The sequence below is a fragment of the Epibacterium sp. MM17-32 genome (assembly GCF_022348205.1).
GTDB lineage: Bacteria > Pseudomonadota > Alphaproteobacteria > Rhodobacterales > Rhodobacteraceae > Epibacterium.
Genome location: NZ_JAKRFC010000009.1, coordinates 73,776 through 100,393 on the forward strand (window position 1 = coordinate 73,776; position 26,618 = coordinate 100,393).

Genomic DNA, 26,618 nt, shown 5'->3' on the forward strand with positions numbered 1-26,618 from the left:
TTCAGAACGATGCCGCCGCGTTTTTCAGTTCGGGTCACGCCAGCGATTGACAATCGGGTAGCGCCGATCAAGCCAGAAGGCGCGTTTGGTCAGGCGGGCACCGGGTGCGGACTGAAAGCGTTTGTATTCGCTGATATAAAGCAGGTGCTCGACCCGTTTTGCCACGTCGCGATCAAAGCCCGCGGCGACGCAATCCGCGATCGATCCGTCCTGATCCACAAGAATATCGAGAATCGCATCAAGCTCGGGATAGTCCGGCAGGGAATCGCTGTCCTTCTGGTCTTCGCGCAACTCGGCTGAGGGGGGCTTGTCGATGACGTTGGGGCGGATCACCTCGCCCTCCGGCCCCATCATCCAGTCGCGGTGATTGGCGTTGCGCCAGCGGCAGGTTTCAAAGACCCGTGTCTTGTAGAGATCCTTGATCGGGTTATAGCCACCGTTCATATCGCCGTAGATGGTGGCGTAGCCCACCGCGACCTCGGATTTATTGCCGGTGGTCAGCAGCATCTCGCCAAATTTGTTGGACATCGCCATCAACAACAGACCGCGCAGGCGGGACTGGATGTTTTCTTCGGTGAGGTCCGCGTCACGCCCGGCAAAGAGCGGTGCAAGCGTGTTGGTGATCGCTTCGCGCCCCTCGGAAATCGGCACATAGTCGTAGTGCACGCCCAGCGCCTTGGCGACTGCCTCGGCATCCTCCAGCGAGTCCCTGGAGGTATATTCCGAGGGCAGCATGACACAGCGCACGTTCTCCGCGCCCAGCGCATCGACCGCGATGGCGGCCACGATGGCAGAGTCCACACCGCCCGAGAGGCCCAGCAGCGCTTTCTTGAACCCGGTCTTGCCCATGTAATCGCGCAAGGACAGCACCATGGTGCGATAGTCCTGCTCCCACGCGTCCGGCAGATGCGCCTTCTCGCCCTCCTTGATGCGCCAGCCATCGGCGGTGCGCTCCAGATCGAGCTGCGCGATGCATTCGTCAAAGACCGGCATCTGAACCGCCAATGCGCCATGCGGATTGAGCGCAAATGTCCCACCGTCAAAGACCTGATCGTCCTGACCGCCCACCATGTTGAGGTAGATCACCGGCAGGCCGGTCTCGACCGCGCGGGCCACCATGTGGTTGTAGCGGGTTTCCATCTTGCCGCGATAATAGGGCGAACCATTGGGGATCAGCAGGAACTCGGCACCGGTTTCTTCCAGCGTCTCGGCGACATCCTCATGCCAGCCGTCCTCGCAGATCGGGCTGCCGATACGGGTGTTGCCAACGGAGTATGGCCCGCCCAACGGCCCGGCATCAAAAATCCGCACCTCGTCAAACACCGTTTCATTCGGCAGGTGGTGTTTCAGGCATTTGGACGCGATCTTGCCGCCCTTGAGGATCAGATAAGCGTTATACAGCTTGCCCCCTTCGACCCAGGGGCTGCCGATCGCCAGCGCCGGACCCTCTGCCGTGGCCGCGGCCAGTGTCTCGACCTCGGCAATCGCGGCCTGATGAAAGGCCGGTTTCATCACCAGATCCTGCGTATTGTAGCCGGTGATGAACATCTCCGGCAGCGCCACCAGGTCAGCCCCGGCGTCGCGCCCCGTCTGCCAGGCGTCCAGCGCCTTGGCGGCATTGCCGGCCAGATCCCCCACCGTCGGGTTCAATTGCGCAAGCGTGATGCGAAACCTGTCAGCCATCGTCCGGGTCCTTGAATGCATATCCTCCCCCGCCATGTATCAGATCCCCGCCGAAGGAAAAGACCAATGGGGCAAAACCGTTGCGACATCATCCCCGCTGGCATAAGTTCCGGGCAAGCACCCCATGACAGGCAGCTCTCGCAATTCACTGAGGCAACTGAGGTTTCCATGACCCGCATCGGCTCCACTATCGTATTGACCTCCCTGCTTGCGCTGGCGACGGCGGGCGCGCCCCTCCCCGGCTTCGCGCAGGAGGATCAGGTTCTGACCACCCAGGACGAGATCGGCGGCGTCTATGAAGGCGAGTTCAAGGGCGGGCTGCAACATGGTCAGGGCACCTACACGCTGCCGAACGGGTACGAATACAGCGGCCAATGGGTCGAAGGCGAGATCCGCGGCCAGGGGGTTGCGCGCTTTCCCAACGGGTCCGTCTACGAGGGCGAATTCGCCAAGGGCAAACCCGAAGGCATCGGCAAGATCACCTTTGCCGACGGCGGCACCTACGAGGGTGAATGGCAAGATGGGGTCATCAATGGCCATGGCGTCGCCGTCTATGCCAATGGCGTGCGCTACGAGGGCGATTTCGTCAATGCGCAGCACCATGGCCGCGGCACCATGCAGAACCCCGGTGGCTATACCTACGAGGGCGATTGGGTCGAGGGCCGCAAGGAAGGTCTGGGCAAGATCACCTACCCCAACGGCGCCACCTACCAGGGCGGCGTCAAGGACGGCAAACTCGACGGTCTCGGCACGCTGGTGATGCCCGACGGTCTCAAATACGACGGCGAATGGGCCGACGACCAGATGAACGGCAACGGCACGCTGACCCAGCCCAACGGCGACGTCTACGAAGGTCCGCTGGTGAACGGGCGCCGGGTGGGCAAGGGCAAGCTGACCTATGCCAACGGCGATGTCTACGAGGGCATGTTCGAAGACGATCTGCGCCAGGGCGAAGGCACGTTCACCGGCACCGATGGCTATGTCTACACCGGCCTGTGGCAGGCCGGCCAGATCGAGGGCACCGGCAAGGTCACCTACCCGGATGGATCGGTCTACGAGGGCGAATTCCGCGATGACCTGGCCCATGGCACCGGCAAAATCACCTATCCCGACGGCTCCACCTACGAGGGCGAATGGGTGGCCGGCGTGATCGAGGGCGACGGGCTGGCGACTTACCCCAATGGCGTCACCTACGAGGGCAGCTTCAAGAACGCCAAGAACGATGGCCAGGGCACCATGACCTACCCCGACGGCTATCGCTATGAGGGCGGCTGGAAGGACGGTCTGCGCCATGGGGAGGCCACGGTCACCTATGCGGATGGATCGGTCTACGAAGGGCAATTCGAGAACGGTCAGCGCCATGGCACCGGCAAGATCACCATGGTCGATGGCTTCAGCTATGAAGGCGACTGGGTCGACGGCAAGATCAGCGGTGAGGGCACGGCCACCTATGCCAATGGCGATGTCTACGAGGGCAGCTTTGTGAACTCCAAACGGCAGGGGCCGGGCACCATGCGTTACGCCTCCGGGCAGGAGGCTTCGGGCACATGGGACAATGGCGCGTTGACAACCCCGGCTGAGGACGCGGCCGAGGACGACGGCAACTAACCCGCCAGATGGCCACGCTCCTCTATCTTGTGCATGGGCGCGCGCCGCGCCAGCAACAGCAGCTCTCCTACAGCATCCTTTCCGCCCTGAAACAGGGGCTGGAGGGGGTGGAGATCCTGCTGATGTGCGATGAGGCCAATCGCCGCCCGGATCTGCCCGTGCACCATCATATCCTGTCAGCCGATCAAATCGCACAGTGGACGGACGCCGGGCGCACACCTGCCCGCGCACAGCTTCACGCACTCCAACTGGCCCTTTCAGAACGCAACACCCCGGTCTGCTGGGTGGCGACCGACACGGCGTTTACGGCACCGCCCCGGCAGATGACCGAGCGCATCGCGGCCCAGGTGCCGCTGTTCTATGATCGCGACGGTTGGCTGGCGGGACGTCCGGAATGGGCGCCCATCATTGACGCCTGCAAAGGCACCGCGCTCGAAGACCAGATCCAGACCGGTACAGAGGTGCTCGACACAGGCATTCTGGGCCTGACAGAGGCCGAAAACGATATCATAAATCAATCATTGAAGCCGCATGAAGCACTGAATACCAATCCAAAAGTATCAAATATGGAACAAATCCGCCTTGGCGCGCTCCTTGCGCAAACTGCGCGTGAAGTGCGCTTTGGCAACGATACGGTCAGCCGGTATTCGACCTATATGCGCCATGTGTATCACGGGCGTTTTGACGCGATGTTCCCGCCCGGCGCACCCGTGAACACCGCGCTTGCGGAGCGCCTTCCCGTGATAACAGAGCCGCCCAAGCCGTTGCATTTGCGCCTGAAAGCCAAGGCCTACGCGCTGCGCCACGGGTTCCGGCGCGGCACCGAGTTTGGCTATCTCGCCTATCTCTGCGCCTTTGCCGCCCCAACGCCGGAGGGGCGCAACGTCTGGGCCAATATCGCGCTTGATATGATCGAACGCTCGCCGCGCGTGCCCGACAAGCTGATCAAGGATCTGCCCAGACTGGCACCGGATGCCCTGGCGCTGGCCGAGCTGTCGCCCGAGACAGAAGACAGATGGCGCACGTTCTGGATGAACAAGACCCGCTAAACCTTTTCGCCCGCCTCCAGTTTGGCAAGGAAGGCGTCGGCCTCCTGCAAGATCACATCCCGCTTGTCAGCATCCATCCGATCCCATGTGCGGTACATATTGCTCATGCGCGGATTGCCCTCGAACCGATCCCGGTGACGGTTCAGAAAATGCCAGTAAAGCAAGTTGAACGGACAGGCCCCCTCGCCCGTTTTCTGCTTCACCTTATAGGCGCAACTGGCGCAATAGTTGGACATTCTGTCGATATAGGCGCCGCTGGACACATAGGGTTTGGAGGCAATGATCCCGCCATCGGCAAACTGGCTCATGCCGACCGTATTGGGGGCCTCCACCCATTCAAACGCATCCGCGTAGACCGCCAGATACCAGTCGTGCACCTCGGCGGGATCGACCCCGGCCAGCAATGCAAAATTGCCGGTCACCATCAACCGCTGGATATGGTGGGCATAGGCCTCTTCCTGGGTTTGCCGCACCACTTGCGACAGGCAGTGCATCTCGGTTTCCGCCCCCCAATAGAGCGGCGGCAAGGCGCGCGTCTGACCCAGCGCGTTGCGACTGGGGTAATCCTCGCCCTCGATGAAATAGATGCCGCGGACAAATTCGCGCCAGCCCAGGATCTGGCGAATGAACCCCTCCACCGCGTTGAGCGGCGCGCGCCCCGCCTGCCATTCTGCCTCTGCGGCCTCACAGACCTCCAGCGGTGACAGCAGGCCGATGTTCAGATAGGGCGACAGGATCGAATGATAGAGCCAGCGCTCATCCGTCATCATCGCGTCCTGAAAATCACCAAACTGCGGCAGGGCATGGGTGATGAAATGCGCCAGCGCCTCCAGCGCCTGATCGCGGGTGGTGGCAAACCAGAACGGACGCAAATCGCCAAAATGGGTGCCAAATCGTGCCTCGACCAGATCCAGCACCTCATTGACATCGTCATCTGGCTCAAACCGGGGCGGGCCGGCATGGTCGATCTCCTTTGGTGGCGCTTTGCGGTTCTCGGAATCATAGTTCCACTTGCCGCCCGCCGGGTCGTCCCCCTCCATCAACAGGCCGGTTTTCTTGCGCATCAGCCGATAGAAATACTCCATCCGGAGCTGCTTTTTTCCCGCTGCCCAGTCGGCAAAATCCGCGCGCGTCGCCAGAAAACGGTCATCCGCGTGGAAATGGACCTTGAGAGGGACGTATTTCAGCGCCCGGATCAGCCGCCATTCGCCAGGCGTGGTCGCCAGCACCTCAGAGGCGTCAAATTCCTCGGCCCGTCGCAACAGCTCGCCAACGATGCTGTCAGCGCCCTCCTCATCCAGACGGCGATAGGCCACCTGCCAGCCCTGCGCACGCAAATGGGCCGCAAACTTTCGCATCGCTGCCAGAACCAGAGCGATCTTTTTGGGGTGATGCGGGACATAGGTGCCCTCATCCATCGCTTCGGCCATGACCACCACATCGCGTGCGGGATCAGCCGCCGTCAGCGCTGATAATCCTTCGGACAGCTGGTCGCCCAATACCAATACAAGCCGTGTCATGCCCGGCCTAACTGGCGCGCTGCGTGGAAAATTCCACCCTTTGCTTTCAACTTCTTACAAATATCCACTTCCCAGGGTGGCGCCAAAATCTTCACCGTGCTGCGGCGCAGAGACATTTGCCCCTTTCCATTCGCCGCATGGCCTGTATAACTCGGCCCATGACCACGTGTGCCGATATCCAGATTGCCGACGCTGCGACCCGCGGCGCGCTTTCGCGTGGCCTACTGCTCCTAATCCGCCTCTGAGCGTGCCATCCGGCGCGCCCGCTCAGAGGATGTGCATGCGCGCCATGGATTGGACCCTTCCCCCCGAACAGGACGCCACAGCGCCGCGGGGACCCGAGCAAGAAAGACATCTGACATGACCAGCATTACCGACACCGTGAACCCGCAGGATCGCGTTCTCATTTTCGACACCACCCTGCGTGATGGCGAGCAGAGCCCCGGCGCCACCATGACCCATGATGAGAAGCTCGAAATTGCCGAGCTTCTGGACGATATGGGCGTCGATATTATCGAGGCCGGCTTTCCGATCGCCTCTGAGGGCGATTTCAAGGCCGTGAGCGAGATTGCAGAACGCTCCAAGAACTCCATGATCTGTGGTCTGGCCCGTGCCAACCTCAAGGACATCGACCGCTGTGCCGAGGCCGTGCGCAAGGCCGCCAAGCCGCGCATTCATACGTTTATTGGCACCTCGCCGCTGCACCGCGCGATTCCGAACCTCACCATGGACGAGATGGCCGAGCGCATCCATGAGACCGTGACCCATGCCCGCAACCTCGTGGACAATGTGCAATGGTCGCCGATGGATGCGACCCGCACCGAATGGGATTACCTCTGCCGGGTGATCGAGATCGCCATCAAGGCGGGTGCCACCACCATCAACATCCCCGACACGGTTGGCTACACCGCCCCGCGCGAAAGTGCCGACCTGATCCGCCGCCTGATCGAAACCGTCCCAGGCGCGGATGAGATTGTCTTTGCCACCCACTGCCACAACGACCTTGGCATGGCGACTGCGAACTCGCTTGCGGCCGTCGAGGCGGGCGCGCGCCAGATCGAGTGCACCATCAACGGCCTTGGCGAACGCGCCGGCAATACCGCGCTCGAAGAGGTGGTGATGGCGATGAAGGTGCGCAATGACATCATGCCGTTTGCCACCGGCATCGACACCAAGAAGATCATGCATATCTCGCGCCGTGTCGCCACCGTGTCGGGCTTCAACGTGCAGTTCAACAAGGCCATTGTCGGCAAGAATGCCTTTGCCCATGAGAGCGGCATCCACCAGGATGGCATGCTCAAGAACAAGGAAACCTTTGAGATCATGCGCCCCGAGGACGTGGGTCTTGCCGGGACCTCGCTTCCGCTTGGCAAACATTCGGGCCGCGCGGCGCTGCGCGACAAGCTCACCAACCTCGGCTACGAGGTCGGCGACAACCAGCTCAAGGACTTGTTTGTCCGCTTCAAGGAACTGGCCGACCGCAAGAAAGAGGTCTTTGACGACGACATCATCGCGCTCATGCGCACCAGCGGCGATGAGGACGATCATCTGAAGCTGGTCTCGATGAAGGTGGTTTGCGGCACCGGTGGTCCGGCGGAATCCACCGTCGAGATGGAAGTCGACGGCACCGATGTCACCGAAACCGCCGAGGGCGACGGTCCGGTGGATGCGACCTTCAAGGCGATCCGCAAGATCCATCCGAATTCCGCGCATCTGCAACTCTATCAGGTGCATGCGGTGACCGAGGGGACCGATGCGCAGGCGACGGTGTCCGTGCGCCTCGAAGAGGACGGCGTCATCGCCACCGGTGACAGCGCCAATACCGATACGGTGGTGGCATCTGCCATGGCCTATATCGATGCGCTCAACCGCCTGATCGTGCGCCGCGACAAGATGGGCGAAGGCGCTGACGCGCGCGAGATTTCCTACAAGGACATCGGCTGAAGCTCGTCACACCCGGGATTACGATGAAGGGGCACCAATGGGTGCCCCTTTTTTCTGTGGAAGACGCGGAGGCTATGGGAGACCCGGAGCGGGACAGCGCTTGGTTTTCCGGTGGTTTCGCGGTGGTGGAACCCGGCATTCATGGTTTCTCAAGCTCGAGCGGCCAGTCTTGGTGGCAACACCAAACGAGAGGCTCGCCCATGTCCGCGCTTCAGCCCTGCCATGCCCCCGCAGCGGGCCGGTTCGACATCGCCCGGCACCACGCGCTGATCGATGCCGGCCGCTATGTGACGGCCCTGCGCGCGATCCAGCCGCTGCTGGCCGCCGATCCGGCGAACCCTGCGCTGCTGGAGGCGGCGTCGGATTGTTACTGGCATCTGGAACGCAGGGACCGCTCGGTGCATATCCTGCGCACCCTCCACGAGCACTGGCCGGCCCGGCAATCCGCCGCGCTGCGCTTTGCCGCCCGCCTCGCCACGTTGGGCGCTCAAGACGAGGCGCGCGCCGTCTTTGAGGACATCCTGGCCCGTGACCCTACGTGCAGCGCCGCCGTCCTGGGGCTCTGCGGGCTCCGCCGTCCGGCGCCGGACAGCCCCGAGACGCAGCTGTTGCGCGAGATGAGCACCGATGACAGCCGCCCGGCCGCCGAGCGGGCCGCCCTGCACACCGCCCTGGCCAAAGTGTTGCGCCCCCACGACGCGGAGGCCGCCTTTGTGCATTTCACCACCAGCAACAGCCTGCTGGCAGGCGGCCATGACCCGGACAAGATCGACCGCCGGGTGGCCTCGCAGCGCCGCTGCTATACCGTCCCCGCGCCGCAGCCACCCCATGCCGCGCCAAAGCTGGCGTTTGTGGTTGGCCCGGCGCGATCCGGCACCACATTGCTGGAAACCATGCTGCTGCAACATCCGGAGATTGCCAGCATCGGCGAAAGCCCCGCCTTGCAGACCGCCTTTTATGCCTGCCGCGCGGCCTCGAATGATCCGGCGGCCATCCCGCATGTGCACGACTGGACCGCTGGCGCGTCGGAGGCCCTGATCGACCAGGGGCGCACGACCTTTATGGCTCAGGCTCGGTTGCAGACCCCGCCGCCAGAGCCGGTTGTGCTCGACAAGATGCCGACCGATAGCTTCTATCTCGGATTTGCGCGGATGATCCTGCCCGGGAGCCGCGCGATCTTCATGCTGCGCCACCCGCTGGATGTCGGGCTTTCGATGTTCACCACCCATTTCGCCGAACGCCATCCCTACACCCGACAGCTGGCATGGATCGGCCACATGCTGCGCCGCACTTACGACAGCCTGGAGGACTACATCCCGAAACTGGGGCCGGATCTGCGGCTGCAATCCTATCGGGCGCTGGTGACGCAACCGGAGGCGCAATTGCGCGACATTCTCGACTTTCTGGGCCTGCCCTGGGAGCCGCGTTGCCTGATGCCCGAGGCCAGCGACACGGCGATCCTGACCGCCTCCAGCCTTCAGGTGCGACAGGGGCTCAATACCGACGGCCTTGGCAAATGGCGGCAATACGAGGCGGAGCTTGCGCCGCTGATTGCCGCCCTCGGCGGCTGGGACTGGATCGCGCAGTGGCAAGCCCGCGACGACGCCCTCCAATCGGCCTGAAGCCCGCCCCGGTGGGTCAGAGCGCCGCGAACAGCTGATCGAGCCGCGCCGCCTCCGCCGCAAGCCCGAAGGGCGCGTTGACCACGAACAGCCCCGACCCGATCATGCGATGGCCCTCGCGCGCAGGTGGAAAACGCACCTCATGCGTCAGGGTGCCGGACAGGCCCTGCCCCTCCAGTGCCCGCAGCATGGCACCATGAGAACCATCTGTCAGGATCGGATACCACAGCGCGATGACTCCCACGTTCCATTTGCGGTGCAGCTTGCCGATGATGCCGGGAAGGCGTGTGTAGTCCGATTTGATTTCGTAGCTGGGGTCGATCAGCAGCAGCCCGCGACGCGGGTCCGGTGGCGCCAGCGACTGCGCCATCTCGAACCCGTCCTGCGCATGAACCCGGGCGCCGGTGCTGCGCATCGCCGCGCGCAACGCCTCGGCCTCCTGCGGGTGCAGCTCCGCCAGATGCAGGCGGTCCTGCACGCGCAACAGCTCTGCCGCGATCCTCGGCGAGCCCGGATAGGCCTGCGGCCCATGCGCACCGGCAACCCGGTCCAGCACCCGTGCGTAAGGGTGGTCCGCGTCGAACCAGTCCCGCACCGCCGCGATCCCTTTGGAAGCCTCGCCTGTTTTCACCGCTTCGGCAGAGCCGAGATCATAAAGCGCCCGCCCCGCGTGGGTCTCAAGATAGCTGAGCGGTTTGTCCTTGCGGGTCATATAGTCCAGCATCCACGCCAGCAGGGCATGTTTGTGAACGTCCGCCAGGTTCCCGGCGTGATAGATATGTTGATACGACAGCATGCAGATCCCATAGCCGCAAAGCCGCCGCTGCGAAAGGGCGCAGCCTAAACGAAATCTCAACCTCGATGGCGCAATCTGATCCCTGAAATCGCCCGCAGAAGCAGGTTCAGATGCCCCTCAGAACGAGTTCCCTTGCCAGTGCGCTCACCGCGCTGATGCTGATATTGCCGCTCTGGAGCGGTCCGGCCCCTGCAAATTCCGCCGGTTTCTCGCTGGTGGGGGATGGCGGTTTCTTCATGCGGACATCCGCCCCCGCCTCTGGCGCGGTCTTCCTCAACGATGATGAAACCGGCCGCGGCGCGGTCTCGATGAACCCCGGCGCGGCGAGCCTGTTTCGCGGTCGCATGAGCGGCAGCCTGTTTGCCAGCCCGCCACCAAAGGCGGGTGTGGACGTTGCCGAGATCATGAATGTGATCGCCAGCGCCGAAGCGGGTCAGGCCGACTATGATGCCGTGCAGCACGGCGCCCGGGTCAAGCCGCCGGCTGCGCCCACCGACATGACCCTGCTGGAAATCTACGCCTGGATCGATGCCACCCCGGGCCAGCCGCATGCGATCGGGCGCTATCAGTTCATTCCGGCCACCCTGCGCCGTCTCGCCAAACACCAGGGCGTGCCGCTGGGGCGCCGCTTCAGCCCCGAATTGCAGGACCAGCTTGCCCATCAGCTGATCGAAGAGGCCGGCCTGTCGGATTTCAAGGCGGGCGAGATCACCCAGACCGCCTTTATGAACAACCTGGCCAAGATCTGGGCCGGGCTGCCGACCTCGAGCGGGAAATCCTATTATCACGGCTACGCCGGCAACCGCGCCACCAAGACCTGGGCGACCTACAAGGCGCAGATGGATGCGATCTTTGCCAGCTGAGGGCACCGTTTGGACGCCGGCGCGGTGCGCAGGCGCACCGAAATCGTGAATCCCGGCCGCAGAGATCGAAATCCACCCGTTTCACAAGCGAAAAGACGCTAGGTGATCGGATTCCTCCCTTTTACGGCAGGCCCGCCCTGCTTATAAGATCAAGGTCTGCGGCCCGACGAGAGAGTCGCGGTCAGATAAATGCAGTACTCACAGGATCCCTCTTACATGGCGCTCTTCGGAAATCTCGGCGGTCTGTTCACCTCGGACATGGCCATTGACCTCGGCACCGCGAACACGCTGGTTTACGTCAAGGGTCGAGGCGTCATCCTGTCGGAGCCCTCGGTGGTCGCCTATCACGTCAAGGATGGCGTCAAGAAGGTTCTCGCCGTTGGCGAGGACGCAAAACTGATGCTGGGCCGGACGCCCGGATCGATCGAGGCGATCCGCCCGATGCGCGAAGGCGTGATCGCGGATTTCGACACCGCCGAAGAAATGATCAAGCATTTCATCCGCAAGGTGCACAAGCGCTCCACCTTCTCCAAGCCGAAGGTCATCGTTTGCGTCCCGCATGGCGCGACTCCGGTGGAAAAACGGGCGATCCGTTCGTCGGTGCTGGCTGCCGGCGCGCGCCGTGCCGGCCTGATTGCGGAGCCGATCGCCGCGGCCATCGGCGCGGGCATGCCGATCACCGACCCGACCGGCAACATGGTCGTCGACATCGGCGGCGGCACCACTGAGGTTGCGGTTCTGTCGCTGGGCGACATCGTCTATGCGCGCTCCGTGCGTGTCGGTGGCGACCGGATGGACGAGGCGATCATCTCCTACCTGCGCCGCCAGCAAAACCTGTTGATCGGTGAGGCCACCGCCGAGCGCATCAAGACCTCCATCGGCACCGCCCGCATGCCCGACGATGGCCGCGGCCAGTCGATGCAGATCCGTGGCCGCGACCTGCTGAACGGGGTGCCGAAGGAAATCGAGATTTCGCAGGCCCAGGTCGCCGAAGCGCTGGCCGAACCGGTGCAGCAGATCTGCGAGGCGGTGATGACCGCACTGGAAACCACACCGCCGGATCTGGCCGCCGACATCGTTGATCGTGGCGTCATGCTGACCGGCGGCGGAGCATTGCTGGGCGATCTCGATCTGGCCCTGCGCGAACAGACCGGCCTTGCGGTGTCGATCGCCGACGAAAGCCTGAACTGCGTGGCCCTGGGCACCGGCAAGGCGCTGGAATACGAAAAGCAGCTGCGCCACGCCATCGACTACGAAAGCTGACGCCTGCGCCCTGATCGGGCATGTCTCTGGTATTGAACCATGTCTGGAAGGAGAGCCTTGGCCAAAGATCGGTCACAGCGCGATGATTATGCTGGCCCGCTCAAGCGTCTGCTTGTCGGGCTTCTGGTGTTGGTGCTGGCGGTCATCTTTCTGGTCTGGCGCATCGACAGCCCGCGCGTGGAGCGGTTCCGGGCCCAGGTGGTCGATGCGGTGGTGCCCAATATGCAATGGGCCATGGTGCCGGTCACCAGCGTGGTGAACCTGCTGCGCGACTTTCAGAGCTATCAGCGCCTGTCGGAGCAGAACCAGGAATTGCGCTCCGAGTTGCGGCAGATGCGCGCCTGGAAAGAGGCGGCCCTGCAACTGGAACAGGAAAACGCGCGGCTGCTGGACCTCAACAATGTGCGCCTCGATCCGCAGCTGACCTATGTCACCGGGGTGGTGCTGGCGGATTCGGGGTCACCGTTCCGCCAGTCGGTGCTGCTGAACGTGGGCGCCCGGGACGGCATCCAGGATGGCTGGGCCGCGATGGACGGGATTGGCCTGGTGGGGCGTATCTCCGGTACCGGGCTGGATACCGCCCGCGTGATCCTGCTGACCGATGCCGCCAGCGCCGTGCCCGCCACCTTGCAGCCCTCGGGCCAGACCGCGCTGGTCAGCGGCGACAACACCGCCGCACCGCTGCTGAACTTTGTCGAGAACCCGGAACTGATCCGCCCCGGCGACCGTGTGGTGACCTCGGGGGACGGGCATGTCTTCCCGCCCGGTCTGCTGATCGGACAGGTTGCGCAGGACCGGGCCGGCCGCCTGCGGGTGCGCCTGTCGGCCGATTACGAACGGCTGGAGTTCCTGCGGGTTCTGCGCCATCAGGGCAGCACCCCGATTTCCGACCCGGGCGCGCTGATCGCACCCGTGCCGGAGGACATGATCCCCCTGCCCCGCCCGGACAGCCTGCTGGAGGGCAGCGACGCCGAAACCGCCCCGGCCCGTGAGGCCGACAATGGCTAGGACGACGCCAACGGCGATCTGGCTCATGCGCGCCGCTTACGCGGGCCTGGCGCTCCTGATCATGTTCTTTCACCTGCTGCCGCTGGACACGCTGCCGCGACGCTGGAGCCCGCCGGATCTGCTGCTGGCGATGTCGCTGGCCTGGTCGGTGCGTCGTCCGGATTTCGTGCCGCCGCTGCTGATCGCGGCGGTGATGTTCCTCGCCGACCTGCTGTTTCAACGCCCGCCCGGCCTCTGGGCGCTGCTGGTGCTGCTGGCCTGCGAGTTTGCGCGCTCGCGTCTGTCCCCGCATCGGGAGACCCCGTTTCTGGCGGAGTGGTTTGCGATCTCCGTCATTGTGATCGGCATAGCGTTGCTCAATCGCGTGATCCTTGGCATTCTTGCCGTGGAACAAGCCCATATTGCTCTGATACTGGTGCAAGTCATCATGACCATCGCCGCCTATCCTCTTGTCGTGCTTCTCAGCCAGAGCGTGATCGGGGTTCGGCGCCTTTCGGCGGCAGATGCCGAAACCCTGGGAGCCCGCCCGTGAAACGCAACCCGAAAGAGCTCGACAACAGCCATCGCACCGTGACCCGCCGCACGCTGGTGCTGGGCGGGCTCCAGCTTGGCTTTGCCGGTGCGCTGGCGATGCGGATGCGGTTCCTGCAGGTGGATCAGGCGGATCAGTTCCGCCTGCTGGCGGAAGAGAACCGGATCAACATTCGCCTGCTCGCGCCCAGCCGTGGCGAGATCTATGACCGCAACGGGATGATCATCGCCCAGAATTCCCCCTCCTATCGGATCGTCATGGTGCCCGAAGACGCAGGCGATGTTGAGGCGGTGATTGCCAACCTCAGCCGCTTGTTGCCGCTGGACGAAGAGGACCTGGAGCGCGCCCGCACGGAAATGCGCCGCTCGCGCCCGTTTCTGCCGATCACGCTGGCCGATCAGCTGTCCTGGGATGATATTTCCAAAGTGGCGGTGAATGCGCCGGCCTTGCCCGGGATCACCCCCGAGGTCGGCCTGTCGCGGGTCTATCCGCAAGGCGAGGATTTTGCCCATGTCGTCGGCTATGTCGGCCCGGTGTCGGACTATGACCTCTCCAAGATGGAAGATCCCGACCCGGTGCTGCTGACCCCGCGCTTCCAGTTTGGCAAGGTCGGGTTTGAATCCAAGCTGGAGGAAACCCTGCGCGGCAAGGCGGGCACCAAACGGGTGGAGGTCAACGCCGCAGGCCGCGTCATGCGAGAGCTGGACCGCCGCGAGGGGGTTGCGGGCGCCGACATGCAGCTGACCATGGATGCGGAACTGCAGAGCTATGTGCAGGCCCGCCTTGGGCGCGAAAGCGCTGCCGCCGTGGTCGTTGACATCGAAAACGGAGACATCCGCGCGATCTGCTCCAGCCCGAGTTTCGACCCGAACCTGTTCGTGCGCGGCATTTCCGTCGCCGATTATCGCGCGCTGACCGAAGACCCCTATCGGCCGCTCGCCAACAAGACCGTGCAGGGCACCTATCCGCCCGGCTCCACCTTCAAGATGGTGACGGCGCTTGCGGGACTGGAAAACGGTGTCATCACGCCGGAGGAAACCACCTGGTGCCCGGGCCACCTCGAAGTGTCCGGGCGGCGGTTCCACTGCTGGAAACGGGCCGGGCACGGACATGTCAACCTGCTGGATTCGCTCAAGAGTTCCTGCGACGTCTATTATTATGACCTGGCCATCAAGGTCGGCATCGACCGCATTTCGGAAATGGCCAACAAACTGGGGCTCGGCATCCGTCACGACCTGCCGATGTCCGCCGTCGCCGCAGGGCTGGCGCCGGACCGGGCGTGGAAATCCCGCACCTATGGTCAGGACTGGCTCGTTGGCGATACGGTGAACGCCTCGATCGGGCAGGGCTACGTGCTGGCCTCGCCGATGCAGCTGGCGGTGATGAGCGCGCGGATCGCCTCCGGCCGCAGCGTCACCCCCCGGCTGGTGAAATCCGTCGATGGCGTCGAGGAGCCTTCGGGCGCCGGCACCCCCCTGGACATCAGCGAAACCCATCTGCGACATGTGCGCAAGGCCATGTATGCGGTCAGCAATGACCGGCGCGGCACCGGCTACCGATCACGCATCATCGCCGATGGCATGCGGATGGCGGGTAAGACCGGCACCAGCCAGGTGCGCAACATCACCGCCGCCGAACGCGCTGCGGGGGTGATCCGCAACGAGGACCTGCCATGGGAGCGCCGCGACCACGCGCTGTTTGTCTGCTTTGCCCCCTTCGACAATCCCAAATACGCGGTTTCGGTTGTCGTCGAACATGGCGGCGGCGGCTCAACCGCGGCCGCACCGATTGCGCGGGACGTGATGTTGCAGGCGCTCTATGGGGGCACACCGTCGCTGGACGCCTACCCGGCCGGAGATCGCCGCAAGATCGAAGCGCAACAGGACCGTCTGGAACGCGAACGGCTGAAGCGCGCTGAAAGTGGCGGGAACGATCAGGCATGAGCTATCTTGAATATCATGCCAAATCGACCCCCACCGGGCTGCGCAAGATCTTCTACCTGAACTGGCCGCTGGTGCTGCTGTTGTCAGCGGCAGCGGGAATCGGGTTCCTGATGCTGTATTCGGTGGCGGGCGGATCGTTCACGCCCTGGGTCGAACCACAGGCCAAACGTTTCATGGTCGGCCTGGGCGCCATGCTGGTGGTGGCGATGGTTCCGATCTGGTTCTGGCGCAATATCTCCGTGCTCGCCTATCTGATCGCGCTCCTCTTGCTGGTCGCGGTTGAGCTGTTCGGCTCTGTCGGCATGGGCGCGCAGCGCTGGGTCGACATCGGTCCGATCCGGCTGCAACCCTCGGAACTGATGAAGATCACGCTGGTGATGGTGCTGGCGGCCTATTACGACTGGTTGCCCGCCAACCGCACCTCGCGCCCGCTGTTTGTGATCCTGCCGGTGCTGCTGATAATCCTGCCGACCTTTCTGGTGCTGAAGCAGCCGGACCTTGGCACCTCGATCCTGCTGCTGGCGGCAGGCGGCGGCGTGATGTTTCTCGCCGGTGTGCACTGGGCCTATTTCGCCGCCGTGATCGCCGCGGCGATCGGGCTGGTCACCGCCGTGTTCCAGAGCCGGGGCAGCGACTGGCAACTGCTCAAGGACTATCAGTACCGGCGGATTGATACCTTCCTCGATCCCTCTCAGGATCCCTTGGGGGCGGGCTATCACATCACCCAGTCCAAGATCGCGCTGGGATCGGGTGGCTGGTCCGGTCGCGGCTTCATGCAGGGCACCCAATCGCGGCTGAACTTCCTGCCGGAAAAACAGACCGATTTCATTTTTACCACGCTGGCCGAGGAGTTCGGCTTCGTGGGCGGCGTGACCCTGCTGGTGATCTACATGCTGATTATCCTGTTCTGCATCGTCACCGCGATCTCGACCAAGGACCGGTTTTCGTCGCTGGTGACCCTGGGCATTGCGCTGAACTTCTTTTTGTTCTTTGCGGTCAATATGTCGATGGTTATGGGGCTGGCGCCGGTTGTCGGTGTCCCCCTGCCGCTGGTGTCCTATGGCGGATCGGCCATGATGGTGCTTCTGGCTGCCTTCGGCATTGTTCAGAGCGCCAACGTCCACCGCCCGCGCTGACACCGCTCAGATGGCGCCGCTGCGCAGGACCCGGTCAAAAACCGGCTGGCCCCGCCCCCGGCCCGGGGGCTATGGATGGCACACCCGATTTTCCGATGCAGGAGACACCGCATGAGCATCTTTCATCTCGCCTACCATGTCGATGACCTTGATGCCGCCCGTCATTTCTATGCCGAAACGCTCGGCTGCCGCGCCGGGCGCAGCACCGACAGCTGGATCGACTTCGACTTTTTCGGCCACCAGATCTCGCTGCACAAGGGCACCCCGTTTGCAACAGCAAAGACCGGGCGCGTCGGCGAACATCTGGTGCCGATGCCGCATCTCGGGGTGATCCTGCCGCAGGAGCAGTGGGAACGCCTCGCCGAACGTCTGCACGAGGCGGGCGTCGAATTTGAGATCCCCCCGACCACCCGCTTCAAGGGCGAACCGGGCGAACAGAGCACCATGTTCTTTTACGACCCGGCCGGCAATCCGATCGAGGTCAAGGGCTTTGCCGATATGGATGGGGTCTTTGCCACATGATCAATGCCCTGTTTGCTGCCCGCCCCGAACGCTGGGAGACCTACGAGGCCCCGCTCGAAACCGCCTTTGCGGACGCAGGGCTGAAGGTCGATCTGCGTCAGGATTTTGCGCCGGAGGAGGTGGACTATATCATCTACGCGCCCAATTCCGACGTGCAGGACTTCCGCCCCTATACGCGCTGCAAGGCGGTGTTGAACCTCTGGGCCGGGGTCGAAAACATCACCGGCAATGAAACCCTGACCCAGCCCCTGTGCCGGATGGTTGATCCGGGCCTGACCCAATCCATGGTCGAATGGGTCACCGGCCACGTGCTGCGCTATCATCTGGAAATCGACCGGTCCGTCGCGTTGCAGGACCGCTGGCTGCCCTATGTGCCCCCATTGGCAGAGGAACGCCCGGTGACCATCCTCGGCCTCGGCGCGTTGGGTCAAGCCTGCGCCAAGGCGCTGACTCAGCTAGGCTTTCCGGTATCGGGATGGTCGCGCACCGCCAAGGACCTGCAGGATGTGACCTGCCACCACGGCTCTGACGGTCTCAAACCCGCGCTCGCAGACGCGCAGATCGTGGTGCTGCTGTTGCCAGACACTCCGCAGACGGAAAACATCCTGAACGCACAGAGCCTCGGGTATCTCCCCAAAGGCGCGCGCCTCATCAATCCGGGACGTGGGCCACTGATCGATGACACGGCCCTGCTGGCTGCGCTGGACAGCGGTCAGATCGACCATGCGACGCTGGATGTCTTCCGGGTGGAGCCCCTGCCCCACGACCATCCCTACTGGGCACATCCGCGTGTCACGGTCACACCGCATATTGCCGCCGAAACCCGGCCCCTCACCGCATCGCGCGTGATTGCAGAAAACATCCGCCGCGGCGAGGCAGGCGAGGATTTTGTGCATGTGGTAGACCGCGCCCGCGGCTACTGACAAAGAAGGGCGCCGCATCGCGCCCCTCTTCATCTTTTTCAAAATACCTCCGCCGGAGGCCGCGTCCCCGCAGGGGGCGCTTACGTCGCTGCCAGCCCGCGCCCTTTCAACAGCGCCTCAACACCGGGCAACCGTCCCCGGAACGCCGTATAGAGATCCGCCGCATCCTCCGACCCACCTTTGGAGAGGATATGCGCCTCCAGCGCCTTGGCACGTTCGGGGTCAAACGCGCCACCGGCCTCCTCAAAGGAGGCAAAGGCATCCGCGTCCATCACCTCTGACCACATGTAGCTGTAATAGCCCGACGAATAGCCATCGCCCGAAAACACATGCGCAAACTGCGGCGTTGCATGGCGCATGACAATGGCTGAGGGCATGCCGATCTCGGCCAGCACTTCGGCCTGTTTTGCCATCGGATCAGCGGGGGCGGCACCGTCGTGGAACTCCAGATCCACCAGAGCCGAAGCGACATATTCCACGGTCTGAAAGCCCATGTTGAACGTCGCCGCTCCCAACACCTTGTCGAGCATTGCCTTCGGCATCGGCTCGCCAGTTTCCGCGTGGGTGGCAAATTCTTGCAGCACCTCGGGCACTTCGAGCCAATGCTCATAAAGCTGGCTCGGCAATTCCACAAAATCACGCGCCACGGAAGTGCCCGAGACACTCTCGTAGGTCACATCCGACAGCATCTGATGCAGCGCGTGGCCGAACTCGTGAAACAGCGTGCGCGCATCGTCATAGGACAACAGCGCCGGGTCCCCTTTGGCGAAATTGCAGACATTGACCACGATGGGCGTCTGCGCCTCTGGGAACCTCGCCTGCGCCCGCATCGCCGAACACCATGCGCCCGAGCGTTTGGAGCCACGGGCAAAATAATCCCCGATGAACACGGCCAGATGCTTGCCGTTCCGGGTCACCTCCCACGCGCGGCAATCCTTGTGATAAAGCGGCACATCCAGCGGTGCGAACTCCAGCCCGAACAGGCGATTGGCACAGGCAAAGGCCGCCTCGATCATCCGGTCAAGCTGCAGGTAGGGCTTCAGCTCTGCCTCATCGAGGTCATGTTCGATCTTGCGGCGCTTCTCTGCGTAATAGTGCCAGTCCCACGGCTCCAGATCGCCGTTGATGCCATCCTCATGCATCATCTGCGTCAGCACCTCGGCGTCCTTGTCGGCCTGCGCCTTGGCCGGCCCCCAGACATCCATCAAGAGACCGCGCACGGCCTCTGGCGTCTTGGCCATTTCGGTTTCCAGCTTGTAGGCGGCGAAATTCTTATACCCCAGAAGCTTGGCGCGCTCTTCCCGCAGGGTCAGGATTTCAGCGGCAATTGCGCGGTTGTCGTGGTCGCCACCATTCGCGCCACGCGCCGCCCAGGCGCGGAAGGCTTTTTCGCGCAGATCCCGTCGGGGCGAAAATTGCAGGAAGGGCGTCACGATCGAACGCGCGAGCGTAATCACCGGACCGGACGCCCCCTTTTCCTCGCCCGCCGTGCGCGCGGCTTTGACCACAAATTCGGGCAGGCCTTCGAGGTCACTCTCCGAGAGCTCCATGAACCACTCCCGCTCATCCGCAAGGAGGTTCTGGGTGAAATTGGTCCCAAGCGTTGCCAGGCGCGATTTGATCTCCTGCATGCGCGTATCTTCCGCACCCTGAAGCGCCGCGCCCCCACGCACAAACCCACGGTGGGTGAGCATCAGCACACGGGCCTGCTCATCCGTCAGGTCAAGGTCATCGCGCTGCTCCCAGACCGCCTGCACCCGGGCATAGAGCGCCTTATTGGCGGTGATTGTTGAAAAATGCGCGGCCAGCTTGGGCGAAAACTCCCGTTGCAGTGCCTCACGCGCCGGGTTGCTGTCCGCCCCGGCAACCGAGAAAAACACCGACAACACCTGCTCAAGCGGCTGACAGGGGGTCTCCAGTGCCTCCACCACATTGGCAAATGTGGGCGGCTCGGGATTGGTGGCGATGGCCTCGATCTGCGCCTGATGCGCGGCAAGGGCCTGATCGAGCGCGGGGGCAAAATCATCGTCGGAAATCTGATCGAAGGGCGCAATCCCAAAGGGGGTTTGCCAGTCGCGCAGCAGCGGATTTGTCATGTGAGGTCTCCTTTGGGTCGACGCTAGCGCCTTCCCCTCCGACCTGCAATCTGTCCGCAGCCCTTCGGATTTCTACGCCCGCAATCCGACCTGACGTGCTATCGCTGATCCTGCTTGTTGCGCAGATGGCGTTCCAGGGCGCGCAAGCCCAGCGACAGAGAAATGGTCATCGCCAAATAGATCAGCGCCACCATGTTGTAGGTCTCGAAATAGCGGAAATTGCTCGCCGCCGTGACCTTACCAAGCTGGGTGATGTCGAGAACACCAAGCACCGACACCAGCGAGGAATCCTTGACCAGCGCCACAAAATCATTGCCAAGCGGCGGCAGGATCGTGCGGATCGCCTGCGGAAATACAATGAACCGGAACCGCTGCCAGCAATTGAGACCCAGCGCCTTTGCCGCCTCGACCTGACCTTCGGGCACCGATTGCAGTCCGGCGCGAAACACCTCGGCGATAAAGGCGGAATAGGCGATCATCAGCGCCACAATGGCGCGCCACAACAGCGGGAAGTTTCGCGTGCGGATGTCCTCCAGCCCGATGAAACTGCCCAGCCAGTTGCGCAGATCCACCAGGGCCGGTGCCAGCACAAAGGCCACATAAAGCAACAGCACGATGATCGGCACGCCGCGCACCACCTCGACGTAGAACCGGCAGGTCTGACGCAGCAGAAGCCAGCGTGAATCCGCGCCCAGCGCCAGTGCCATGCCCAGAACTGAGGCCGAAAAGAAGCTCACAACCGTCACAAAGACGGTGATCCCCACGCCACGCCAGAGGGTGTTCATGATCTGGGCATAGACATCACTGCGCGCGACCTCGATGCCCAGATAGAGCGCCGTGAGCCCGACGGCCACCAGCCACCACGGGAAATCTTCTTTGTCTTCGCGCTTGTGGCGATTGGTCATGTGCTTGCCCTGTCACGACAAACCCCGGCCTGAGGACTGGCCGGGGCGGTATTGAGGTTCAAAATATGGGGCGTTTATTGGCCCATCTTGTAGTCGAGGAACCATTTCTTGTTGAGCGCATCAAGCGTGCCGTCGGCCTTCATTTCCGCCAGCGCCGCATTCACGGGCTCCACCAGATCGCTGCCCTTGGGGAAGATGAACCCAAAATCCTCGGTGCCGAGCGGTTCGCCAATGATCTTCAGCGCGCCATCCGACGCCGCAACCACACCCGCAGCCGCGGTGCTGTCGGACAGAGCCAGATCAACGTCGCCCGTGCGCAGCGCCTGCAACGAGGCGCCGAAGGTCTCAAACAGCTTGATGCGCGGGTTGGCCTCGTCGCCATCCAGCACGTCATAGACGGTCACATAAAAGGGCGTGGTGCCGGGCTGGGCTGCGGCCAGCAGATCCTGATCGGCGGCAAAGCCTGCCGCATCGGCAAACCGGTCCTCATCCCCCGCCACGATCATGCGCATCTGCGAGGTCAGGTAACTGTCAGAAAAATCGACCTTTTCCTTGCGGTCGTCGCGAATGGTAATGCCATTCATCGCCATGTCGTACTGGCTGGCGGTGATCGCGGGGATCATCGCGTCCCAGCTGGTGTTTTCATACACCACCGTCATGTTCAGCCGGTCTGCGATCTCGGCCACCGCGTCATATTCCCAGCCGATCGCCTCAGCGCTGTTGGGGTCGATGAACTGCAACGGTGGATAGGTGTTCTCGCTTGCGACCACGACCTCGCGCCCGGCAAGATCCGGCAGATCGGCGGCAAATGCGCCAGTGGCAAAGACGGCCGTCGCAAGGGCGGCCAAAGCAAAGGGGCGGGTCATGGTCAGTTTTCTCCTGTCGGGGCCGGGGTGCCGTTATCGGGTCCACAAATCGGACACTCGGCGCGCGCTTTCAGCGCGATCCGGCGGGTTTCACCATAGAGACCATCGTAGATCAACATCTGCGAACGCAAGACCTCTCCGGCGCCGGTGATCTGTTTCACGGCCTCCACAGCCATCATTGTACCCAAAACACCGGGCAACGGACCGATTACGCCCGCTTCGGCGCAGCTTGGTGCAAGACCTTCGGCGGGGGCTTCGGGGAAGATGCACTGATAGCACGGGCCACCGCGTGTCGGGTCGAAGACGGAAATCTGCCCTTCCCATTGCGACAGCGCACCGGAGATCAGCGGTTTCTGCTGCGCGACCGCGGTGCGGTTGGCGAGGTACCGGGTGGCGAAATTGTCGGTGCCGTCCAGGATCAGATCATAATCGGCAAACAGCTCTGCCGCGACGTCCTCGGTCAGGCGGCGCCGGTAGGGGCGCACGGTGACAAAGGGGTTCTGTGCCTCCATCGCGGCCTGGGCCGAAAACACCTTGGGCAGGCCGATGTCGCGATCCCGGTGGATCACCTGTCGTTGCAGGTTGGCGTTTTCAACCGTGTCATCATCCACCACACCAATGGTGCCGACGCCGGCGGCGGCCAGATATTGCAGTGCCGGCGCACCAAGCCCGCCGGCCCCGATCACCAGCACCCGGGCGTCCTTCAGCCGTTTCTGGCCCAGGCCGCCGACCTCACGCAGGACGATATGGCGGGCATAGCGATTGAGTTCGGCATCGGAGAACGCAGGCGCATCGTGCCCGGCCTCGTCCGAATCCGACTGCGTCGGCGCAGCGCGCGCGCGCAACCGCCGCAACACCGCGGAATAGAGCGCAACCAGAACGCCCCCGCCTGCCAGGAGGAGCCACAGGCTGGCAGAGCCTCCCGTCGCCTCTCTCAGCGGTGCGCCGTCGGGCAGGGTCAACTGGATCGCCAGCACCGCACAGAACAGCACCCCCAGCAACGCCGCCCGCAGGCTGCGCTCCAGTCCAAGCAGGCGCCCGCCCCACCAGATCAGCCCGGCCACTCCAAAGACCAGGATCATGCGCCGCCCCCTGTGCCGGTGGACCCGAAACCCCCCGCCCCGCGCTCGGTCGCATCAGAGAAGGTGTCGACCACATCGAGGGCGGCATGCAGAACCGGCACAAACATCAGCTGGGCAATGCGCTCTCCGGGCTCGATACGGATGGGATCGGCCCCGGCCGGGTTGCGGTTCCAGGTGCTGATAAAGACCTGACCGGTATAATCCGCATCGATCAGCCCGACGCTGTTGCCCATCACCAGGCCTTTCTTGTGTCCCAGACCGGAGCGCGGCAGCACCAGGGCGGCACAGCTGGTGTCGCCCATGTAGAACGCCAACCCCGAGGGGACGAGCACCGCCGGCGCCTGCGGTGCAATCTCCATCGGGGCATCGATACAGGCAAACAGGTCGATCGCCGCCGCCCCTGAGGTCTGATACGCGGGCATGCCCCACTCGCGAATGCGCGGGTCAAGAATCTTCACTTCCACAGCAAAGGGCGCTGATGTCATGGGACTTTCCTCTTCGTCATCCGTCGCACCCGACGTGCAGCACGGACGGGCGCGCTCCGGTTATGCCCCGGTTCGGGCCCGGATTGCCACATGACATATGCAATTGACACAGACCCGGGCGAGCCTGTTCACACGATGGTGACCGCAACGCCGATCAGACCGCGGCCATCTTTCTGATGAAACGGGGTAAAGGTCAGTTCATGACGCGCGCCCTGGAATTCCGCATTCTCGACCAGCGCTGAGCGGGAGCGGAACACCCGGTTGATCCGGCTGGTGAGATCCGGCATCCCGGCGACGGCGGCGCATTGATTGATGTGAACCCCCGCTTTCGGCAGGCTGTCCAGTTCGAACAAGCGCATCGCCTGGCGCGAGGCGTGACGGACCTGCAAGGCTTGGTCCACCACGATCATCACAAAGGGGTTGGCACGCAGCACTGCCGCCAGTTCCGCGCTGAGGTGCTGAATCTCGGCAGAATTGACCTGGATTTCCTCGTTGACGGTGATCAGCTCCTCATTGGTGGACTGCAATTCCTCGTTCGAGCTTTCCAGTTCCTTGTTGGTGGATTGCAGTTCCTCATTGGCGGCCTGCATTTCCTCGTTCACCGATTGCAATTCCTCATTGGCGGTCTGCAACTCCTCGATCGTTTGTTGCAGCGCCTCGCGGGTGGAAACCACTTCGTCCTCGATCTGGCGGATGTATTGCTCCTGCTCGCCCGGCTCCAGGTTTTCCGGCGTGCTGGAGGGCGCCTGCCGAGGGCGTGTCTCCACCGCGATAAGGACAACGCCGCCGCCATCGCTGTCGCCGCCGGTCGTGATCGGGTAGCAGGTCAGTCGCACCTCTTCGTGCGCGCTGTCGGCCAGGCGGTGCCATTGGCCACGGCGCATCGCATTGCAGCGCAGGGACACATTGAGCAGGCTTGCGGCCTCACCGCGCAGCTGCGGCAGCAGGATCTTCAGGTCCACCTGCAACCCCGTGCTTTCGGTCAGGGCGGTCACAAAGGAAATATCGCCGATGACACGCAGGATCGCACCGGTGCTGCTGGCCAGGAACCCGTTTGGAGCCAGGACCCGGATCAGGCTGTCGAACTGTTGCGATGCAGCGTGATTGCTTGCAGTCTCGGCAACACGCCGGGTCGGGTCCGGGGTGTGAGGGTCCTCGCCGGTTGGCGGCGGCAGAAACGACTCGACCACGGGTTTGCGTGTCATCACCCGTTTGCGAAAGATCCGGTCAGAGGTCTGAGTGGCCTCGAACACATTGTCCATTGATCCGATGGTTTCTGCCGCGCCAAGGAACAGCAGCCCCTGGGGCGCGAGCGCATATCCCGCCCGGGCCAGCACCTTGTCCTGCAACGCGCTGCTGAAATAAATCAGCAGGTTGCGCAGGCTGATGCAGTCGAGATTGGTGAACGGCGGATCCTGGATCACGTTGTGGCGCGAGAACAGCACAAAGGCGCGCAGGGATTTGCGGACCTCGACCGTCTCCGAGCGCACCAGGAAATACCGATCCAACAGGTCGTCCGGAATATCGCTGACGGCGGAAATCGGATATGCGCCACGCCGCGCCACATCCAGCGCCTGTTGGTCGATATCGGTGGCAAAGACCTGCAACCGGCGCTGCGCAACCTTTTCGATGCCGCCCATCGCTTCGAGGATCAGGATCGCAACCGAATAGGCCTCTTCGCCGGTGGCGCATCCTGCGACCCAAACCCGGATGGTGCGCTGATCGCTGTGGTCCATCTTCTCCAGCATGTCACAAAGACTTGCCTTCAGCGCGTCGAACTGCTGCGGGTCGCGGAAAAAGCGCGTCACCGAGATCATCAGATCCTTGTAGAGCGCCTCAACCTCGGCCGGATCACCGCGGCAAAAATCGACATAGGCACCGTAGTCCGCAAACCCCAAGGCCAACATGCGCCGGGTGATACGCCGACTGATCGTGGAGGCCTTGTATTCGCGGAAATCCACCCCGGTGCGGGCCGACAGCACCTGAAGCAGGTCTGACAGCTTGTTCGGCTTTCCGTGCAAGTCCTGCAAGGCGCCCAGATCGCGTGGCCGGGACAGGATCTTGCCAAGGTGGGTTCCGATCTCGTCCGGGGACAGGGTCAAGTCAACGCAGCCGGTATGCAGGGCCGAGGATGGCATGCCGGCATATTTCGAACGCTCCGGGTCCTGCGCGATGGTGATCCCGCCCGCTTCGCGGATGGCGCGCACCCCATAGCTGCCGTCGCTGCCGGTTCCCGACAGGATGATGGCGGCGCAGGCGTCGCCACACTGCTCTGCCATGGATTTGAACAACCGGTCCGCCAGCGGTTTCGGGCGGCCGGGCGGTCCCTCCGGCGCGCGCAACCCGAGCAACCCCTGCTCGGTCACCACCACGTCATAGCCGGGCATGGCCACATAGATCGTGTCGGGCTCCGGGCGCAGGTCCAGATCGTCGGTCAGCTCCGTCACCGGCAGCTGCGTTTCGCGTGAAATCAGCGCGCTCAGCATGCTCGTATGTGTGGGCGACATGTGCTGCGCGATCACGAAGGTGGCGCCATGTCGATCCCCCAGCGCCTGAACAAGGTCCGACACAGCCTCCAGGCCACCGGCGGATGCGGCGATCCCCACGATAAATGGAATGCTGTGATCGCTCATACGGCCCGTTCCCATGGATGCGACTTGGACGGGCCCCCGCCCCGCTGCAAGCTTCGGTTGGCGTCAGGATAGCGGCCGACGCACGGGTGGAACACCCATGAATGCCACCGCGCCCGGCCGCCGCCCTTTACCACGGCGG

21 protein-coding genes are annotated in these 26,618 nt (G+C 63.3%); 12 read left to right on the forward strand and 9 right to left on the reverse strand.

Translation table 11 applies throughout. From position 1 onward, the window contains the following. Positions 1-24 precede the first annotated feature (24 nt). Entirely contained in the window at positions 25-1,683 is a 1,659-nt protein-coding gene (locus tag MHM88_RS15515; protein WP_239367297.1) for an NAD+ synthase, read from the reverse strand. A gap of 168 nt (positions 1,684-1,851) precedes the next feature. Between MHM88_RS15515 and MHM88_RS15520 the strand changes: the two genes are divergently transcribed. Next, the gene (locus MHM88_RS15520) at positions 1,852-3,291 is read left to right on the forward strand and encodes an MORN repeat-containing protein (RefSeq protein WP_239367299.1); all 1,440 of its coding nucleotides are present in this window, start codon (positions 1,852-1,854) and stop codon (positions 3,289-3,291) included. An 8-nt stretch (positions 3,292-3,299) separates the two neighbouring features. Further along, entirely contained in the window at positions 3,300-4,340 is a 1,041-nt protein-coding gene (locus MHM88_RS15525) for a hypothetical protein (protein WP_239367301.1), read from the forward strand. Here MHM88_RS15525 and MHM88_RS15530 read toward each other — a convergent pair. Further along, on the reverse strand, positions 4,337-5,860 hold the full coding sequence (locus MHM88_RS15530; protein WP_239367303.1) for a cryptochrome/photolyase family protein: 1,524 nt from the start codon (positions 5,858-5,860) through the stop codon (positions 4,337-4,339). The two genes, MHM88_RS15525 and MHM88_RS15530, sit on opposite strands and share 4 nt — an antisense overlap. Positions 5,861-6,220: 360 nt before the next feature. Between MHM88_RS15530 and MHM88_RS15535 the strand changes: the two genes are divergently transcribed. Next, positions 6,221-7,804: a 2-isopropylmalate synthase gene (locus MHM88_RS15535; protein WP_239367305.1), complete on the forward strand. Its 1,584-nt coding sequence runs from the start codon at positions 6,221-6,223 to the stop codon at positions 7,802-7,804. 200 nt (positions 7,805-8,004) lie between these two features. After that, positions 8,005-9,426 (forward strand): sulfotransferase, encoded by a 1,422-nt coding sequence (locus MHM88_RS15540; RefSeq protein WP_239367307.1) that lies wholly within the window; start codon positions 8,005-8,007, stop codon positions 9,424-9,426. A 16-nt stretch (positions 9,427-9,442) separates the two neighbouring features. Here the strand turns inward: MHM88_RS15540 and MHM88_RS15545 are convergent, their stop codons facing one another. Then, positions 9,443-10,222, reverse strand: a complete 780-nt coding sequence (locus MHM88_RS15545) for a 23S rRNA (adenine(2030)-N(6))-methyltransferase RlmJ (protein ID WP_239367309.1) — start codon at positions 10,220-10,222, stop codon at positions 9,443-9,445. A gap of 110 nt (positions 10,223-10,332) precedes the next feature. On the opposite strand from MHM88_RS15545, the gene MHM88_RS15550 reads away from it, so the two are divergent. From MHM88_RS15550 to MHM88_RS15585, 8 genes are all read left to right on the forward strand, one after another. Continuing rightward, a complete protein-coding gene (locus tag MHM88_RS15550) occupies positions 10,333-11,085 on the forward strand; it encodes a hypothetical protein (protein ID WP_239367311.1) in 753 nt (250 codons plus the stop codon). A 216-nt stretch (positions 11,086-11,301) separates the two neighbouring features. Then, positions 11,302-12,348, forward strand: coding sequence for a rod shape-determining protein (locus MHM88_RS15555; protein ID WP_239322803.1), 1,047 nt, complete (start codon positions 11,302-11,304; stop codon positions 12,346-12,348). A gap of 57 nt (positions 12,349-12,405) precedes the next feature. Further along, positions 12,406-13,356: a rod shape-determining protein MreC gene (gene mreC, locus MHM88_RS15560; RefSeq protein ID WP_239322802.1), complete on the forward strand. Its 951-nt coding sequence runs from the start codon at positions 12,406-12,408 to the stop codon at positions 13,354-13,356. Beyond that, the gene (locus MHM88_RS15565) at positions 13,349-13,888 is read left to right on the forward strand and encodes a rod shape-determining protein MreD (RefSeq protein ID WP_239367313.1); all 540 of its coding nucleotides are present in this window, start codon (positions 13,349-13,351) and stop codon (positions 13,886-13,888) included. Before mreC ends, MHM88_RS15565 begins: the two co-directional genes overlap by 8 nt. Further along, positions 13,885-15,831 (forward strand): penicillin-binding protein 2, encoded by a 1,947-nt coding sequence (gene mrdA, locus MHM88_RS15570; protein ID WP_239367315.1) that lies wholly within the window; start codon positions 13,885-13,887, stop codon positions 15,829-15,831. Before MHM88_RS15565 ends, mrdA begins: the two co-directional genes overlap by 4 nt. Further along, positions 15,828-16,967: a rod shape-determining protein RodA gene (rodA, locus tag MHM88_RS15575; protein WP_239367317.1), complete on the forward strand. Its 1,140-nt coding sequence runs from the start codon at positions 15,828-15,830 to the stop codon at positions 16,965-16,967. Before mrdA ends, rodA begins: the two co-directional genes overlap by 4 nt. Positions 16,968-17,078: 111 nt before the next feature. Next, a complete protein-coding gene (locus tag MHM88_RS15580; protein ID WP_239367319.1) occupies positions 17,079-17,489 on the forward strand; it encodes a VOC family protein in 411 nt (136 codons plus the stop codon). Next, a complete protein-coding gene (locus MHM88_RS15585; RefSeq protein WP_239367321.1) occupies positions 17,486-18,412 on the forward strand; it encodes a glyoxylate/hydroxypyruvate reductase A in 927 nt (308 codons plus the stop codon). Before MHM88_RS15580 ends, MHM88_RS15585 begins: the two co-directional genes overlap by 4 nt. Before the next feature lie 80 nt (positions 18,413-18,492). Here MHM88_RS15585 and MHM88_RS15590 read toward each other — a convergent pair whose 3' ends face one another. From MHM88_RS15590 to MHM88_RS15615, 6 genes are all read right to left on the reverse strand, one after another. After that, positions 18,493-20,508: a M3 family metallopeptidase gene (locus tag MHM88_RS15590; protein ID WP_239367323.1), complete on the reverse strand. Its 2,016-nt coding sequence runs from the start codon at positions 20,506-20,508 to the stop codon at positions 18,493-18,495. A gap of 98 nt (positions 20,509-20,606) precedes the next feature. Next, positions 20,607-21,413, reverse strand: coding sequence for an amino acid ABC transporter permease (locus MHM88_RS15595; protein WP_239367325.1), 807 nt, complete (start codon positions 21,411-21,413; stop codon positions 20,607-20,609). Between the two features lie 74 nt (positions 21,414-21,487). Continuing rightward, positions 21,488-22,279 (reverse strand): transporter substrate-binding domain-containing protein, encoded by a 792-nt coding sequence (locus MHM88_RS15600; RefSeq protein ID WP_239367327.1) that lies wholly within the window; start codon positions 22,277-22,279, stop codon positions 21,488-21,490. Between the two features lie 2 nt (positions 22,280-22,281). Continuing rightward, a complete protein-coding gene (locus MHM88_RS15605) occupies positions 22,282-23,361 on the reverse strand; it encodes a molybdopterin-synthase adenylyltransferase MoeB (protein WP_239367329.1) in 1,080 nt (359 codons plus the stop codon). Next, positions 23,358-23,846, reverse strand: coding sequence for a dUTP diphosphatase (gene dut, locus MHM88_RS15610; protein ID WP_239322792.1), 489 nt, complete (start codon positions 23,844-23,846; stop codon positions 23,358-23,360). The genes MHM88_RS15605 and dut overlap by 4 nt, the downstream gene beginning before the upstream one ends. 128 nt (positions 23,847-23,974) lie before the next feature. After that, on the reverse strand, positions 23,975-26,479 hold the full coding sequence (locus tag MHM88_RS15615; protein WP_239367331.1) for a chemotaxis protein CheB: 2,505 nt from the start codon (positions 26,477-26,479) through the stop codon (positions 23,975-23,977). Positions 26,480-26,618: the final 139 nt, after the last annotated feature.